This is a genomic window from Enterobacter cloacae complex sp. P15RS, from assembly GCF_014895905.1.
In the GTDB taxonomy this organism is placed as follows: Bacteria; Pseudomonadota; Gammaproteobacteria; order Enterobacterales; family Enterobacteriaceae; genus Enterobacter; species Enterobacter quasihormaechei.
The window spans coordinates 40,296-56,363 of record NZ_JADBQL010000021.1; the positions used below are offsets into that span (position 1 = coordinate 40,296).

At 54.7% G+C, this 16,068-nt stretch carries 17 protein-coding genes; 7 read left to right on the forward strand and 10 right to left on the reverse strand.

All coding sequences use genetic code 11. The annotated features are described in order from the left end of the window. Positions 1 to 71: 71 nt before the first annotated feature. Positions 72 to 590 carry a superoxide dismutase [Cu-Zn] SodC gene (gene sodC, locus IM267_RS13250; protein WP_063866991.1) on the forward strand — a complete coding sequence of 173 codons (519 nt, stop codon included), beginning with the start codon at positions 72 to 74 and terminating at the stop codon, positions 588 to 590. Here sodC and IM267_RS13255 read toward each other — a convergent pair. From IM267_RS13255 to IM267_RS13265, 3 genes are read right to left on the reverse strand one after another with little or no spacing between them, the layout of a single operon-like run. Continuing rightward, positions 569 to 2,602 (reverse strand): FUSC family protein, encoded by a 2,034-nt coding sequence (locus IM267_RS13255; RefSeq protein WP_193033562.1) that lies wholly within the window; start codon positions 2,600 to 2,602, stop codon positions 569 to 571. The two genes, sodC and IM267_RS13255, sit on opposite strands and share 22 nt — an antisense overlap. Next, the gene (locus IM267_RS13260; RefSeq protein ID WP_193033563.1) at positions 2,602 to 3,462 is read right to left on the reverse strand and encodes an HlyD family secretion protein; all 861 of its coding nucleotides are present in this window, start codon (positions 3,460 to 3,462) and stop codon (positions 2,602 to 2,604) included. Before IM267_RS13260 ends, IM267_RS13255 begins: the two co-directional genes overlap by 1 nt. 2 nt (positions 3,463 to 3,464) lie before the next feature. Beyond that, entirely contained in the window at positions 3,465 to 3,701 is a 237-nt protein-coding gene (locus IM267_RS13265; protein ID WP_063866984.1) for a DUF1656 domain-containing protein, read from the reverse strand. 187 nt (positions 3,702 to 3,888) lie between these two features. On the opposite strand from IM267_RS13265, the gene slyA reads away from it, so the two are divergent. After that, on the forward strand, positions 3,889 to 4,329 hold the full coding sequence (gene slyA / locus IM267_RS13270) for a transcriptional regulator SlyA (protein ID WP_063448919.1): 441 nt from the start codon (positions 3,889 to 3,891) through the stop codon (positions 4,327 to 4,329). Between the two features lie 38 nt (positions 4,330 to 4,367). Here slyA and IM267_RS13275 read toward each other — a convergent pair whose 3' ends face one another. Both IM267_RS13275 and slyB read right to left on the reverse strand, forming a co-directional pair. After that, positions 4,368 to 5,729 carry a GGDEF domain-containing protein gene (locus tag IM267_RS13275; protein ID WP_193033564.1) on the reverse strand — a complete coding sequence of 454 codons (1,362 nt, stop codon included), beginning with the start codon at positions 5,727 to 5,729 and terminating at the stop codon, positions 4,368 to 4,370. A 198-nt stretch (positions 5,730 to 5,927) separates the two neighbouring features. Beyond that, a complete protein-coding gene (slyB, locus tag IM267_RS13280; protein WP_063448917.1) occupies positions 5,928 to 6,395 on the reverse strand; it encodes an outer membrane lipoprotein SlyB in 468 nt (155 codons plus the stop codon). 255 nt (positions 6,396 to 6,650) lie between these two features. Here slyB and anmK point away from each other — a divergent pair, with 255 nt between their 5' ends. The 5 genes from anmK (at position 6,651) to pdxY (ending at position 11,233) form a co-directional block, all read left to right on the forward strand. After that, the gene (anmK, locus tag IM267_RS13285) at positions 6,651 to 7,775 is read left to right on the forward strand and encodes an anhydro-N-acetylmuramic acid kinase (RefSeq protein ID WP_193033565.1); all 1,125 of its coding nucleotides are present in this window, start codon (positions 6,651 to 6,653) and stop codon (positions 7,773 to 7,775) included. Positions 7,776 to 7,862: 87 nt separating this feature from the next. Beyond that, a complete protein-coding gene (mliC, locus tag IM267_RS13290; RefSeq protein ID WP_107535221.1) occupies positions 7,863 to 8,192 on the forward strand; it encodes a C-type lysozyme inhibitor in 330 nt (109 codons plus the stop codon). Positions 8,193 to 8,249: 57 nt separating this feature from the next. Next, a complete protein-coding gene (gene pdxH / locus IM267_RS13295; protein ID WP_003857601.1) occupies positions 8,250 to 8,906 on the forward strand; it encodes a pyridoxamine 5'-phosphate oxidase in 657 nt (218 codons plus the stop codon). Positions 8,907 to 9,031: 125 nt separating this feature from the next. Then, on the forward strand, positions 9,032 to 10,306 hold the full coding sequence (gene tyrS, locus IM267_RS13300) for a tyrosine--tRNA ligase (protein ID WP_063866975.1): 1,275 nt from the start codon (positions 9,032 to 9,034) through the stop codon (positions 10,304 to 10,306). Between the two features lie 66 nt (positions 10,307 to 10,372). Beyond that, positions 10,373 to 11,233: a pyridoxal kinase PdxY gene (gene pdxY / locus IM267_RS13305; RefSeq protein ID WP_063866973.1), complete on the forward strand. Its 861-nt coding sequence runs from the start codon at positions 10,373 to 10,375 to the stop codon at positions 11,231 to 11,233. Between the two features lie 60 nt (positions 11,234 to 11,293). Here the strand turns inward: pdxY and gstA are convergent, their stop codons facing one another. The 5 genes from gstA to rsxG all read right to left on the reverse strand — a co-directional run bounded on the left by gstA (position 11,294) and on the right by rsxG (position 16,062). Beyond that, positions 11,294 to 11,899, reverse strand: a complete 606-nt coding sequence (gene gstA / locus IM267_RS13310; RefSeq protein ID WP_063448912.1) for a glutathione transferase GstA — start codon at positions 11,897 to 11,899, stop codon at positions 11,294 to 11,296. A gap of 105 nt (positions 11,900 to 12,004) precedes the next feature. Next, positions 12,005 to 13,513: a dipeptide/tripeptide permease DtpA gene (gene dtpA / locus IM267_RS13315; RefSeq protein ID WP_193033566.1), complete on the reverse strand. Its 1,509-nt coding sequence runs from the start codon at positions 13,511 to 13,513 to the stop codon at positions 12,005 to 12,007. A gap of 607 nt (positions 13,514 to 14,120) precedes the next feature. After that, entirely contained in the window at positions 14,121 to 14,756 is a 636-nt protein-coding gene (gene nth, locus IM267_RS13320) for an endonuclease III (protein WP_112792984.1), read from the reverse strand. Next, on the reverse strand, positions 14,753 to 15,439 hold the full coding sequence (locus IM267_RS13325; RefSeq protein ID WP_006808988.1) for an electron transport complex subunit E: 687 nt from the start codon (positions 15,437 to 15,439) through the stop codon (positions 14,753 to 14,755). Before IM267_RS13325 ends, nth begins: the two co-directional genes overlap by 4 nt. 2 nt (positions 15,440 to 15,441) lie before the next feature. Beyond that, positions 15,442 to 16,062, reverse strand: coding sequence for an electron transport complex subunit RsxG (gene rsxG, locus IM267_RS13330; RefSeq protein ID WP_112792985.1), 621 nt, complete (start codon positions 16,060 to 16,062; stop codon positions 15,442 to 15,444). Positions 16,063 to 16,068 lie beyond the last annotated feature (6 nt).

Genomic DNA, 16,068 nt, shown 5'->3' on the forward strand with positions numbered 1-16,068 from the left:
GTCTGACTTTCCGGTGAAATCTGCGCCTCTGGTATAGACTTAAGGTGCAAAAAATAACCCGTGGAGGTCATATGAAGCGTTTTGCTCTGGCAGTGGTCACGCTGGTTGTTTGCGCAGGAGCGCAGGCAGCCAGCGAAGAAGTTGAAATGAATCTCGTCACTTCTCAGGGAGTAGGCCAGTCCATCGGGACGGTGAAAATCACCGAAACCGATAAAGGGCTGGAATTTGCACCCGATCTCAAGGCTCTTCCACCCGGCGAGCACGGTTATCACGTACATGCCAAAGGCAGCTGTCAACCCGCAATGAAAGAGGGCAAACCAACAGCGGCGGAAGCCGCAGGGGGACATCTGGATCCGCATAACTCCGGCAAGCATGAAGGTCCTGAAGGCATGGGACACCTCGGCGATCTGCCGGTGCTGGTGGTGAATAACGACGGTAAAGCTACCGATCCCGTTGTTGCGCCACGGCTGAAAAAGCTTGACGAGGTCAAAGGCAAAGCGCTGATGATCCACGTGGGCGGCGATAACATGTCCGATCAGCCTAAACCGCTGGGCGGCGGCGGGGCGCGCTATGCCTGCGGCGTGATCTGATCGCCAATCGTTCCGGGTGGCGGCGCCTGTTCAAGCTGTGACAGGGAGCAGTGCAGCCGCCAGATAATGGACGCCAGGTCGCGGGCCGCTGGCAGGTGATGGCGCGCCAGCGCGTCGCAAATACGCTGAAGCTCGACCAGCGTGACGCTAAGGGGGCGTTGCTGAACCCCGCGCTCGCTCATCACATCGCGGAGCATGGAAATACAATTATCACGAACCTGCGCCAGCGGGTCGGATCGCGTCTCCCAGGCGCGTAACTGCCATACCACGTGTGAACAATTTAGCAGCACCACGCCCCAGCGCAGTAGCCAGCGTCGGGAGAGGGAATCCTTGCTGTTGTTCAGCTGGCTGACGTGATGATAAACCAGCGATTCATACTCGCTTTCGCGCAGGTGTGGCCTGCGGCTCAGCTGATCCACGAAACCTCTGCGTAACTCCCGGATATGCCTGCGGCTTTTACGCGCGTCTGAGCCCGGGCGCAACACGGCGAAGGCCAGCCACGCCAGCCCCACGCCGAGGATCTTCGCCAGGTTGTCATTGAGGAACTCGGCGTAATCGTACACCGGCGGATTTGTCACCGAAATAAAGGAACCCATAAAGACAATCAGCTGTCCCCACAGGCCGGCCAGTTTAGGCATTTGCAGCTTAAGCAGCTGCATGGTGGTTAACAGCGGAAACAGGAACAGCAGGAACTGCCACAGGTCGCTTATCTGCACCATCAAACCGAACTTAACGACAAAGCTGAACAGCGAGAGCAGCACCAGGGTGCGCATCAGGAGCGTCAGGGAGTTGAACGGGGAGGCTGCAACGGAATAGAGCACGCAGCTGATGGCGGCGAGGGTGAGCGCCGCGCTGCCCGCTTCCCACTGGGTGGTAATGGCCCATGCGCCAACCAGCATCAGCGCGCAAAAGGTGCGAAATCCGCTCCACAGCGCTTCCATCGCATCAGTATGGCGCGCCAGAGCAGGGCTACCGGGAACGGAAAATTCGGTGACGGGGGTAGCATTTTCGACGGCTTTTAACCAGCGGCTGCTGCGCAAATACAGGCGGCAAAAATAGTTCAGACGCTGCCAGAAGGCGCGGTGCCGATAGTCATATTCATCCGTTGGGGCGAGCGGGGCGATAATGCGGGCCACGGTATAGATATCAGCATCCGGACGCGCAAGGGTGGTCAGCAGCGACTCGATAACCTCCCGGGTATGCGCGGGCGGTGCAGGCCAGTTCAGCAACATCCGGCGCAAGCTTGAGATCGCACTCGTCATCCGCAATTGCTGATGCAGCAAATAGTTAAGCAGCGTGTTCTGACGGCGAAAACGGTAGTGGCTCCAGAAAGCCTGGATGCGCAGCAGGTTCATGGTCAGGATCTGGCCGATGACTTTTTCATGCGCGATACGGATATCATCGTTAGTATCAGGCTGCCAGAGCAGGCTGGCATGTTCCAGCAAACGCGCGTGCATCGTTTTAAGGGCGGTGATGAGCGCGGTGCCATCTGAGGTGCTGGGCAGGATCATCATCATGACGCCCCCGCACAGAATGCCGACCATCACTTCACACACGCGTGCCTGGGCGATATCCCACAGCTCGGTGGTATCCAGCACGTTAACGACGGGAAAGGCGATAATGGCCGCGGTGTAACCTGCCAGCTGAAAGGCGTAGGCAACGTTATTGGTAAAATGGGCGCAGGCCCAGGTGCACAGCCCCAGCCATGCCGACATGCTTAACAGAAACAGCCAGGGATCGTTCAGGGTATGGCCGGCAAGGAGCAACGCGGCGGTCGCTCCCAGCAGGCTACCCGCCACGCGCCCGAGGCTTTTACTGATAACGCCACCGACGGTTGGGAAGCTGACGACCGCCGCAGAGGTCATCGCCCAGTAGGGCTCATCCAGATTCAGGTAATAGGCAACCGTAAGCGCAAGGCACATGGCGATGCCGTTGCGCAGCGCGTAACGCCACTGCGGGCGCGTCGCTTTTATCCAGGGCGTATTGCGCCAGGAGAAAGCCCCCAGGTTCATCACCGCGACCCGATGGAGACGGTGCAGGTTGTGCCTGAGACCAGGGTAATGTCTTTCGGCAGTTGATCAAACTCGACGCGAACAGGGACTCGCTGAGCCAGACGCACCCACGGCACGTTGGGTTTGATATCGGGCACCAGGCCAGAGTCGGTTTCGACGCTCTGATCGTAAATCGCCCGGCCTATGCTGCCAACGTGACCCTGTAACGTCTCTGAGCCGCTGTAGAGCGTGATTCGGGCAGGTGCGCCCTCGCGGATATGGCGCAGCTTGGTCTCTTCAAAATAACCCACAACATAGAAAGAGTGGCTATCGACGAGGGCAAAGACCGGCTGCCCTGTGGTGGCATAATCACCTACGCGGGTAGACAGGCTCGTTACCCATCCATCTACCGGGGCTTTAACCACCGTCTGGGTCAGCTGCCACTCGGCCTGTTTCAGGGTTGCCTCTGCAACCTTCAGGCTGGCCTGCATGGTTTTAACATTGATATTGGCGGTGTCGAGATCTTCCGCAGAAATGTAGTTTCTCGACAGGTGTCGGCGGCGGTCGGCTTCGTTATTGGCTTTTGCCAGATCGGACTGAGCCTTAGCGAGCTGCGCCTGGGCATTAAGAACCGCAATGTGGAAAGGGGTCTCATCGATACGGAATAACACATCGCCTGCGTGAACGAACTGATTATCCTTCACCAGTAGCGCGCTGATACTGCCGGATACCTGAGGCGTGATGCTGACCTGTTCTGCACGAACCTTACCATCGCGCGTCCAGGGAGACTGCATGTAATAATTCCAGAGCCACCAGCCGGCCAGCAGCGCGAGGGCTAAAACGAAAAGAGTGGAAAAGTATTTTAACGTTTTCAATGACATTCTCACCACACGGTTAACACGGCAAGGCCAAGACAGACGGAGAGGGTAAACAGGGAGAGATCCATCAACATCGGGTGCCAGATTTCACCGGAATACATCCAGTCGCGCAGCAGGCGATGCGCAATGAGCCAGATCACAAAACCAACCATCACGGCTTTAAACAGTGGCGGAAAGTAGACCGATGCGCCAACAATCAGATCCTGGAGGGGCAACCCTGCGGAGGGGGAAAAGAACGTCACAAGCAGCGATCCTTTGCAGTGGGGTACGGGCCACAAGGGCATGTTTCAATGCGATGGCGCATTACAGTTCAGTGTAAATCATCGTTTCAGGAATGATGAATACCGTGATTGCATTTGTTTTGGCAATACAAATACTGCAAACTATTCTAAAATCACTATAATCACTTAGCAAGCTAATTATAAGGAGATGAAATTGGAATCGCCATTAGGTTCTGATCTGGCAAGGTTGGTACGCATCTGGCGTGCTCTGATTGACCATCGCCTGAAACCTCTGGAACTCACGCAGACGCACTGGGTTACGCTGCATAATATTCATCAGCTCCCGCCCGACCAGTCACAGATCCAACTGGCAAAAGCGATTGGCATTGAGCAGCCGTCACTGGTGCGTACCCTTGACCAGCTGGAAGAGAAGGGACTCATCTCCCGACAAACCTGCGCCAGCGACCGTCGCGCCAAGCGGATCAAATTGACGGAAAAAGCGGCCCCGATTATTACTGAGATGGAGACCGTCATCAGTAAGACGCGAGGGGAGATCCTGTCCGGTATTTCCCCCGCAGAGCTGGAGATGCTGATCGGACTCATCGCCCGTCTTGAGCAGAATATCCACGATCTGCAATCCCGCGACTGACCGAAAGTAAAGGCCTTGTGAATCCAGGGCCTTTCTTATTATCTGAATACCACCACCCGGTTTCGCCCCGTCTCTTTTGCCTCGTACATGGCTTTATCCGCGCTCTCCACGCAGGTTTCCGCACTGGTTTCTGGCGACGTTGCGGTGAATACGCCCATGCTGATGGTAATGGGCTCCGGCAGATGACCACCGCTGCTGGCTTTATCAAACCCGCTCAGCTTGAGGCGAATGCGCTCGGCCACCTGCCGCGCGGCGTCTGAAGGGGTATTGGTCAGCATCAGCACAAACTCTTCACCGCCGATTCGGGCCGCGATATCCTGGGGGCGCACGGAATCCGTCAGCAGATTAGAGACAAACTGTAAAACCTTATCCCCCTGCAAATGCCCGTAACAGTCGTTGATGCGCTTGAAACGGTCAAGGTCGCTTACCACCACCGATACCGGATGTGCCTCCGTTGCCGAGCTGAGAGCGTAATTTAACGAGTCGTAAAAATAGCTGCGATTATAAAGACGGGTAAGCGGGTCGCGGATTGAATTTTGATAAGACTGCTGATATTTCACGTGCGAGTCACGATACAAATTAAAGACGTCGGAAAGTAAAATGAAAATAATCATTAACGTCGCGACAGTTTCGAATAACCGTGCGCGATACCATGAAACATCTTCCGCATGTCCGCCTAACAACAGCATTAACAGCGTAACGACATAACAGACGCATAAAAAATTGCCGCCGATCCAGAACAAATTTCTTATCCGGGTTACGGCCATCAGGGTGATTAAGGTGATAACCCAAAGAATGACCAAAATGATATTGATGGTCTGGCTCCATAAAACCATAAATTTCCGGGTTTCATTATCCACAAGATCCAGGGTTAGCATCGTGGAATAGCTGGAATAGAACCACGCCAGCCCGAGCATGCAGCCCGTAAAGAGCGTCGACCCGGCGACAATGCCGATGTGGGCGCTTCGTGAAAGGGAGGAAGCGCGAAGCGTATACAGCAATACTGAGGCCATCATCAGCACCGCCATTAAGAGGTGGCGGAACATATAAAAGATCATCGCGTCATTATAGTTTGCCCCGTTGAACTGATAGAGATCCAGCCAGGCCGGAAAGCTGGACAGCGTACCCACCATCAGCAGAGCAGAACCGGCAAAGGCCAACGCAATCGGAACGAGATATAACCGTTTCTTATCGCACCAGTATTTCATTGCCATAAAACAGGCGATAAACAGATGGAATACCAGGAGAAATATCGTGAGCGTAGGGAAAAATAGCGGAGAGAATGAAGGAACCCATTCAACAAGCTTTATAAAAAGACCTTGTAATACGGCAATGATAACAATGCACCCAAGTGCGAAGGCCACAAAGCGGTTCTTTACAAATCGACAGATCGCAAGCATAGAATTTTAAAAAAAGTAAAAAGAGGAAAAAAGAGAATCAGACGAGTCTAAAGGAAAGAAATAAAAGATACTTTGCGCAGGAACAATTTCAGATGAAATTAATTATTCACCGTGTGAATGTGTTTTTATAAATATATTTTTTAAAATGATATTTTTTGTAAAGGGATGCGGCCCGAAGGGACCGCATCCAGCGGGATATTAACGCGGGGAGACGGTGACCTGGCTGCCGTTGCTTGCCAGAACCACGCGCTGGCCAGCAGAGAAGCGGGTGTTACCCTGTTTCTGCACAACCATAATGGTGCTGCCATCGTCTTTACGGATTTCCAGCTCAACGCCCTGGGTTTTGTTCATCGCACCCTGAACGCCCTGACCCGCTACACCGCCGGCCACTGCGCCCGCTGCGGTAGCCAGAGAGCGACCGGTGCCGCCGCCAATGGTGTTACCCAGGAAACCACCCAGTACAGCACCACCAATAGCGCCCACAACGTTCGTGTCATCGCCACCCTGAATCTGAACAGGACGGGCATTAACGATAGTACCGTATGTCACGTTCTGTACCTGTTTAGCTTCAGAAGCACTATATACGTCGCCGGAGAGTGAATTGTCGTTCACACAACCCGCCAGTGTTAAACCAATCAGCGAAACGCCCATTACACGTAAAATCATTTGACTCTCCTGTTCACCAAAAAACGCCCGGACGGGGCATCCGTTATGGCTAAATTATATGGCATTCCTGACCACACTTCCTATCTTTGCATGCCGAATAAATAAATTTTACTGGAACGTGGCTTAACGGAACATAAACAAAAGCCGCCTGCGTTACAGGCCTGAGATTGTTAAAAATTATTATCACCGCATAGCAAAGCAGCGTTATTTATGGTGGAGTGGTTGCACTTAGCCCACGTAACGTAAGGAAAGCGCATGAAATCGGGTCGCTATATCGGTGTGATGTCTGGTACCAGTCTCGACGGTGTGGATGTCGTTCTGGCTGCCATTGATGAAAACATGGTGGCGCAGCAGGCAAGCCTGAGCTGGCCTATTCCGGTCTCGTTAAAAGAAGAGATTCTGAATATCTGCCAGGGGCAACAGCTGACGCTTTCCCAGCTGGGCCAGCTGGATGTGCGTCTGGGGGCGCTGTTTGCTGATGCGGTCCTGGCCCTGATGCAGCAAGAAAGACTCCACCCGCAGGATATCGTGGCGATAGGCTGCCATGGGCAGACCGTCTGGCATGAACCGGTCGGCGAGGCGCCGCACACGATGCAAATTGGCGATAACAACCAGATTGTGGCAAAAACCGGCGTGACGGTCGTGGGCGATTTCCGTCGCAGGGATATGGCCCTTGGCGGGCAGGGCGCGCCGCTGGTGCCGGCCTTTCACCAGGCGCTGCTGGCGCACCCGGTGGAGCGCAGAATGGTCCTGAACATTGGCGGGATCGCCAACCTGTCGATGCTCATTCCCGGGCAGCCCGTACGTGGATACGATACCGGACCCGGCAATATGCTGATGGATGCATGGATCTGGCGTCAGAGCGGTAAACCCTACGACAAAGACGCGCAGTGGGCAAGCCAGGGTAAAGTGATCCTTCCCTTGCTGCAAACCCTGTTAAGCGATCCTTTCTTTGCCCTGCCAGCGCCGAAAAGCACGGGGCGAGAGTATTTCAACTACGGCTGGCTTGAACGTCAGCTGGCGCGCTTCCCCGGTCTGGCGCCTCAGGATGTGCAGGCCACGCTGACCGAGCTTACCGCCGTGTCGATTTCTGAACAGGTGTTGCTCAGCGGCGGGTGCGAGCGTCTGCTGGTATGCGGGGGCGGAAGCCGCAACCCGCTCCTGATGGCGCGCCTCGCCGCCCTGCTGCCGGGCACTGAAGTCACCACCACTGATGACGCCGGGATCAGTGGAGACGATATGGAAGCCCTGGCCTTCGCCTGGCTTGCCTGGCGCACGGTTGCCGGTCTGCCTGGGAACTTACCGTCCGTCACCGGTGCGCGGGAGGCGAGCGTCCTCGGGGCCATTTTCCCCGCAAACCCGCGCCATAATCAGAGTTAACTGAAATTCAGCGCCAGACGTAACCCGTAAAATAGGGAAAAACAGGAGGGCGGCTACGCCCTCCAGGACCAGGATAGTCTTCGGAATTTGCCCATGAAAAAACTTCTTCTCATTGCTGTGCCTTTTCTTATGACCGGATGCAGCGTCTATAACCAGTTCGTCGAGCGTATGCAGACCGATACGCTGGAATACCGTTGTGATGAAAAACCGCTGACGGTGAAGCTCAACAACACGCGTCAGGAAGCCAGCTTTATTTATGACAATAAACTGTTGACGCTGAAGCAGGGAATGTCGGCCTCCGGTGCGCGCTACTCTGACGGGATCTATGTCTTCTGGTCGAAGGGTGACAGCGCCACCGTCTACAAGCGAGACCGCATTGTGCTGAACAATTGTCAGCTTGAAAATCCGAAGCGTTGAGATTTTTAAAGGGGGCGCGCACAATAGCGCCACCTAATCTCACTTTCAGCTAACGCCATGTCAGATAACGACGAACTACAGCAAATTGCGCATCTGCGCCGTGAATACACCAAAGGCGGGCTGCGCCGCCAGGATCTTCCCGCTGAGCCGCTGGTGCTTTTTGAACGCTGGCTGAAGCAGGCCTGCGAAGCGAAACTGGCCGACCCGACGGCGATGGTGGTTGCGACGGTTGATGAAAATGGTCAGCCGTATCAACGCATCGTACTGCTCAAGCATTATGACGAGAAAGGGCTGGTGTTCTACACCAACCTTGGCAGCCGCAAAGCTCACCATCTGGAAAATAATCCGCGTATTAGCCTGCTTTTCCCGTGGCATATGCTGGAGCGTCAGGTAATGGTCACCGGCAAGGCGGAGCGCCTCTCTACGCTCGAAGTGGTGAAATATTTCCACAGCCGCCCGCGTGACAGTCAGATCGGCGCCTGGGTCTCTAAACAGTCCAGCCGAATCTCGGCCCGCGGCGTACTGGAGAGTAAATTCCTCGAACTCAAACAGAAGTTTCAGCAGGGTGAAGTGCCGCTGCCGAGTTTCTGGGGCGGGTTCCGCATTCCTATTGAGCAAATGGAGTTCTGGCAGGGCGGTGAACACCGTCTCCACGACCGCTTTTTATACCAGCGCGACAACGGTGGCTGGAAAATAGACCGACTGGCGCCGTAAACCCTGAAATTTGTTGTGTTAAGCGCTAGCGCACACCGCGCTGGCGCTTTATTCTATGTACCTTTCGCACCAGGCGAAAAGTCGTGTACCGGCAAAGGTGCAGTCGTTTATACATGGAGAATTTGATGGCAAGCAGTAACTTGATTAAACAATTGCAAGAGCGGGGCCTCGTGGCTCAGGTGACGGACGAAGAAGCGTTAGCAGAGCGACTGGCGCAAGGCCCGATCGCGCTCTATTGCGGCTTCGATCCTACCGCTGACAGCTTGCATTTGGGGCATCTTGTTCCGTTGTTATGCCTGAAACGCTTCCAGATGGCCGGCCACAAGCCTGTCGCGCTGGTTGGCGGCGCGACCGGTCTGATTGGCGACCCCAGTTTCAAAGCCGCTGAGCGTAAGCTGAATACCGAAGACACCGTTCAGGAGTGGGTGGACAAGATCCGTAAACAGGTTGCACCGTTCCTCGATTTCGACTGTGGTGACAACGCTGCGATTGCGGCGAACAACTACGACTGGTTTGGTGGCATGAACGTGCTGACGTTCCTGCGCGACATCGGTAAACACTTCTCTGTTAACCAGATGATTAACAAAGAAGCGGTCAAGCAGCGTCTTAACCGTGACGATCAGGGCATCTCTTTCACCGAGTTTTCCTACAACCTGTTGCAGGGCTATGACTTCGCCTGCCTGAACAAGCTGCACGGCGTCTCTCTGCAAATTGGCGGTTCCGACCAGTGGGGGAACATCACCTCCGGTATCGATCTGACCCGTCGCCTTCATCAGAATCAGGTGTTTGGTCTGACCGTGCCGCTAATCACTAAAGCAGACGGTACCAAGTTCGGTAAGACCGAAGGCGGTGCGGTATGGCTCGATCCGAAGAAAACCAGCCCGTACAAATTCTACCAGTTCTGGATCAACACGGCGGATGCCGATGTCTATCGCTTCCTGAAGTTCTTCACCTTTATGGATATCGAAGAGATCAATGCGCTGGAAGAAGAAGACAAGAACAGCGGTAAAGCACCGCGCGCCCAGTACGTGCTGGCGGACGAAGTGACCAAACTGGTTCACGGCGAAGAAGGTCTGGCGGCGGCGAAACGCATCACGGCGAGCCTGTTCAACGGCACCCTGAGCGATTTAAGCGAAGCGGACTTCGAACAGCTGGCGCAGGATGGCGTGCCGATGGTGGAGATGGAAAAAGGCGCCGATCTGATGCAGGCGCTGGTCGACTCCGAGCTCCAGCCGTCTCGCGGTCAGGCGCGTAAAACCATCGCCTCTAACGCGATCACCATCAACGGTGAGAAACAGGCCGATCCGGAATACACCTTTACCGACAACGACCGTCTGTATGGTCGCTACACGCTGCTGCGTCGCGGTAAGAAAAACTACTGCCTGGTCTGCTGGAAGTAATTAAAAGTATGCAGGGGCGTGGGAAACCACGCCCCTTTTGTTTTGACAGGGTTTGGTAAGTACAAGATGAAGAACATCCTCGCCATTCAGTCCCACGTTGTTTTTGGACATGCTGGCAACAGCGCTGCGGAATTCCCGATGCGCCGCCTCGGGGCCAACGTCTGGCCCCTCAATACCGTCCAGTTCTCTAATCACACCCAGTACGGTAAATGGACCGGCTGCGTGATGCCGCCGTCGCATCTGACGGAAATCGTTCAGGGCATTGCGGATATCGACCAGCTTAAACGCTGCGATGCTGTACTGAGCGGCTATCTGGGCTCGGCGGAGCAGGGGGAGCATATCCTCGGCATCGTGCGCCAGGTGAAAGCGGCTAACCCTGCGGCGAAATATTTCTGCGATCCGGTGATGGGCCATCCTGAAAAGGGCTGCATCGTAGCGCCGGGCGTTGCGGAGTTTCATGTCCGTCATGCGTTGCCCGCCAGCGATATTATTGCGCCCAACCTGATTGAACTGGAGATCCTGAGCGAGCATCCGGTTAACAGCGTAGAAGAGGCTGTAAGCGCTTCTCGCGAGCTGATCGCACAAGGGCCAGAGATTGTACTGGTTAAACACCTGGCACGCGCAGGATTGAGCCAGGACCGTTTTGAGATGCTGCTGGTGACGAAGGACGAAGCCTGGCACATCAGTCGACCGCTGGTGGATTTCGGTACACGTCAGCCCGTCGGGGTCGGTGATGTGACCAGCGGTTTACTGTTGGTGAAGCTCTTGCAGGGCGCGAGCCTGCGCGACGCGCTGGAGCACGTGACGGCAGCCGTTTATGAAATCATGATTGCGACAAAGACGATGCAGGAATATGAGCTACAGGTGGTTGCGGCGCAGGATCGTATCGCGAAGCCGGAGCACTATTTCAGCGCCACACGGTTATAACCGTCCAGAGGTTGTAGGCCGGGTAAGCGTCAGCGCCACCCGGCAACACAGGCCACTCGGTTAATTCAGTCCTTCCGCTTTCAGCGCCGCAGCAACCGCAGGGCGTTCCGCCACGCGCGCCATATATGACGCAATATGATCTAACCCGTCCATGTTCAGCTTAACCGCGCGCGCCCAGCGCAGAACGGTAAACAGATAGGCATCGGCGATGGTGAAACGCGAGCCCCCGATCCACTGGTCATCTTTCAGCGCGTCGTTGATGTACTGTAATTTTTTCTCCAGCAGCATGCGTACGGTGGGTTTGTACTCTTCCGGCGTGTCCGGGCGGAACAGAGGCGTAAAGCCCTTGTGCAGTTCGGTGGCAATATAGTTAAGCCATTCCAGCGTCTTATAGCGCGCAATGCTGCCGGTGGGGGCAAGGAGCTGACGATCCGGTACGTTGTCCGCCAGGAATTGCATAATTGCCACGCCTTCGGTCAGCAGGGTGCCATCATCCAGCAGCAGGGCCGGAACCTGCCCTTTTGGGTTAATCGCAAAAAAGTCATCCCCGTTTTCCAGGCGCTTTTTCATCAGGTCAACGCCGTCCAGCGTGAAATCCTTACCGCTCTCGCGAAGGGTGATATGCGAAGCAAGAGAGCAGGCGCCCGGTTTATAGAACAGTTTCATCGGTAACTCCTTTTTGCTGAGGTTCCCGCTATGTTAGTGCGCGTTCGGATAAAAAAAAAGCCGCTAATCAATTAGCGGCTTCTGTTCAGTCGTTTCCCGATGACATTACGCGTTCGCGGTGTTGGTCGCTTTAGCGGGTTTGTCGTCGTCCTGCGTCATACGATTGAGTTTAGGTGCGGTCAGCAGCATCAGCACGGCAATCACGGCGGTCGCGATACCAATTTGCATGAACACGGTGCCGTAGACGTTCAGGGAGACCAGCGGGTCGGTAACGTTGTCCGGTACCGCCATCAGATTCGCAATCTTACCTGCAATGATCGCTGCACCCGCGGTAGTCAGGAACCAGCTACCCATGATGAAGCCCATCAGACGCTGAGGAACCAGCTGTGCAACCATTGCCAGGCCCAGACCGGAGATCATCAGCTCACCGATAGACTGCAACGCATAGCTCAGGATCAGCCAGTTAACAGAAACGATACCCGCATCGGTCGCGAATTTCGTCCCCAGCGGCAGCACGAGAAACGCGCCAGAGCACAGCACCATACCGATAGCGAACTTGTGCGGCATCGGCAGACGGTCGCCCATCTTGTTATAGATAGCGGCCAGAATCGGGCTACCAATCATGATCCAGAACGGGTTCAGTGCCTGATACTGCTCCGGCTCGAACGCGATACCCAGGATGGAGTGTTCAACGTTGCGGATAGCGAAGAAGTTCAGAGACGTTGGCATCTGGCTGTACAGAACGAAGAAGATAATCGCTTCCAGCATCAGGATGAACGCCACAATCATCTTACGACGTGCCGCACCCTGCATCGCGAAGGCTTCTTTAGCGAAGATGATCACGATACCCAGCGCAACCACGGCCAGTACGGCACGTGCGATACCCTGGTTGTGCAGCAGCCAGGTGGCAACAGCGGCCAGGATCACAATGCCGACGATGGTTGCCAGCAGTTTGCCCATATGCACGGGTTCGAAGTCTGGTTTAGAACCATAATCTTTAACCCAGCTACGGCAGAACAGGAAGTTCACAACGGTGATCAGCATACCCACGAAGCTCAGCGCGAACGCTACGCTCCAGCCGAATTTCGCGGCCAGCCATGGGGTTGCCAGCATAGAGAAGAATGAACCGATGTTGATGGACATGTAGTACATGGTGAATGCACCGTCCAGACGCGGATCATCTTTGTTGTAGCAGGTAGAAAGCAGGGAGGACGGGTTAGCCTTAAAGAGGCCGTTACCTACCGCGATGGTGGCCATGCCCATGTATACCACGCCCGCATCGTGCCCGGACCATGCAACCAGACCATAGCCAATCGCCAGAACCACGGCGCCCAGCATAATCACGCGTTTCGTACCGAGGACTTTATCGCCTAACCAGCCGCCGATAGCGACCAGGCCATAGACCAGAGCACTGAAGGACGAGAACAGCGTGATGGAATCGGCTTCGGACATACCCAGTTGCTTCACCAGGTAAACGGCCATAATCCCTTGCAGGCCGTAGTAGCCAAAACGCTCCCATAATTCGATAGAGAAAATGAGATAGAACGCTTTAGGCTGTTTGAAAGCGTTCAGACTTACGCTTTCCTCTGTTGGTTTATTGTTTGCAGTCGACACATATACCTCTTTTTTTACATCCCATATTAACGGGGGTGTTCATAGCGTGATGACCGTAGTCCATCCGCTTTATAGTTATATTGGGAGGGGAAACGGCGGGTAATGTTCACTATCCAGCCCCATCTGGCAATACGTTTGTAATAATCTGTTACATATAACTGCGGCGGTATATTCATCGGTTCACGCAAATGTTATGCAGCGTTAAATTTCATCCGTTGAGAATTGTTAGTTTTTTTCACTATAAATGACCCTGTTGAATGGCTGTGTGGCGATATGTTCTGCTATTTTGGGTGAATGGCAGTGATATAGCCCATATTCTGAAAAATGACTGGTCTTATGTGCGGTGTGGAGCCGATGAGATCTTGTCTGGCTAAGGGGTAGGAAGGGTTTTAACAACAAAAATCCAACATCAGGTTATCAGAGTGATCGCGATCACAGATGTATAGAAATTTTTGGTGATGAAAAAACTATTAACCTGTTTGAGTGTTAAATGACCGAAGAATCGACAACGCTTAACGTAAAAAGAGAGGGCAATTTATGGTCACCGGAGACGATACCAGAGCCCTAATTACAATTAAGGGCTTAGGCATGTAAAAAGGCTGACCGCTCAGGGATAGACTTTTTCTTTGTACTCACACAGATCTTCGATGATGCAGGAGCCGCAGCGTGGCTTACGTGCAATGCAGGTATAACGCCCGTGAAGGATCAGCCAGTGGTGGCAGTCCACCTTAAACTCCGCAGGAACCACCTTTAACAGCTTCTCTTCAACCTCTTCGACGTTCTTGCCCGGCGCGAACCGGGTGCGGTTAGAGACGCGGAAGATATGGGTGTCCACGGCGATCGTCGGCCAGCCAAACGCCGTATTCAGCACCACATTTGCCGTTTTCCGCCCGACGCCCGGCAACGCTTCCAGCGCAGCGCGATCTTCCGGTACTTCACCGCCGTGCTGCTCAAGCAGGATCCGGCAGGTCTTAATGACGTTTTCGGCCTTGCTGTTAAACAGGCCGATGGTCTTGATATAGGATTTTACCCCTTCAACGCCCAGCTCCAGCATGGCCAGCGGCGTATTGGCGACAGGGTAGAGCAGGGCCGTTGCTTTGTTGACGCTCACGTCAGTGGCCTGCGCGGAGAGCAGCACCGCGATCAGCAATTCAAACGGCGAGTTAAAATTCAGCTCCGTCGTTGGATGAGGGTTCTCATCGCGCAGGCGCGTGAGGATCGCTATGCGTTTCTCTTTATTCATGCTGCTTTCTCGGGGATCCCTTCCTGTACGCTGCGTTCAGCGGCGCGGCGCTTACGTTTTTCATCAATCAGGTATTTTAACGCCAGCATCATCCCAAGGCCAATGAAGGCTCCCGGGGGCAACATCGCCAGCAGGAACGGGGTATCCGTATGGAACACCTCAATACGCAGCGACTTCGCCCAGCCGCCAAGCAGCGCGTCAGCACCGTCAAAGAGCGTGCCGTTGCCCAAAATTTCACGCAAGGAGCCGAGAACAAACATGGCGGCAGTGGCGCCCATGCCGATCGAAAACCCATCCAACGCGGAGATGGCCGGGTTGTTTTTCACCGCGAAGGCTTCAGCGCGGCCAACGACGATACAGTTGGTCACGATAAGGGGAATGAAGATCCCGAGGGACTGGTACAGGCCAAATGCGTAGGCGTTAATCAGCATTTGCACGACGCTGACTACCGACGCAATGATCATGACATAAATCGGAATACGGATTTCCGACGGCGTCCAGCGGCGCAAAACAGAAATTGAGAAGTTGGTCAGGGTCAGCACCAGCGTAGTCGCCAGCCCCAGTCCGAGCGCATTGGTGGCGGTAGACGTCACCGCCAGCAGCGGGCACAACCCGAGCAGCTGTACGAGTGCCGAGTTGTTTTTCCAGAGTCCCTGGACGATAACCTCTTTAACCTGGCTCATGGTCACTCCTCACAGGCGGAAAGGTGATTGATCTGCGCGGGCAGCGTTTCGGCATACAGCCCGGCGCGTTTGACGGCGTTAACCACCGCGCGAGGCGTAATCGTGGCGCCGGTGAACTGGTCAAACTCGCCGCCATCTTTTTTCACCGCGAAAGCGGGATCGTCCTCGCCGTGAATCATCTTCCCGGCGAAGTGTAAAATCCAGTCGCTTAAGCGGGTTTCAATTTTGTCGCCAAGGCCCGGCGTTTCGTGATGTTCCGTCACGCGCGTGCCCAGCACGGTGCCGGAAAAATCGCTGCCCACAAGCAGCTGAATCGCGCCGGAGTAACCGTCCGGCGCGGTGGCTTCCATGACGGCACCCACCGGGCTATCGCCCTTACGGGCAATATAAACGCGGTGCGTTCCTTTACCGAGCTGCGGTGCCTGCACAACAAAGCAGCTTTTTTGCAGATCGTTATCATAGAGATCTGATGGGATCACCTGATCGAACAGCGCTTTTTGCTGCTTGATTGCCTGCTCTTCAATGGTGTTTTTCGTCAGTTCATTCACCAGCGCGGTCATTCCGGTGAGGGCGGCGGCGAAGATCGCCAGCGTGACGCCGTGTTTTTGCATTGTCTTTAGCATGGCGTG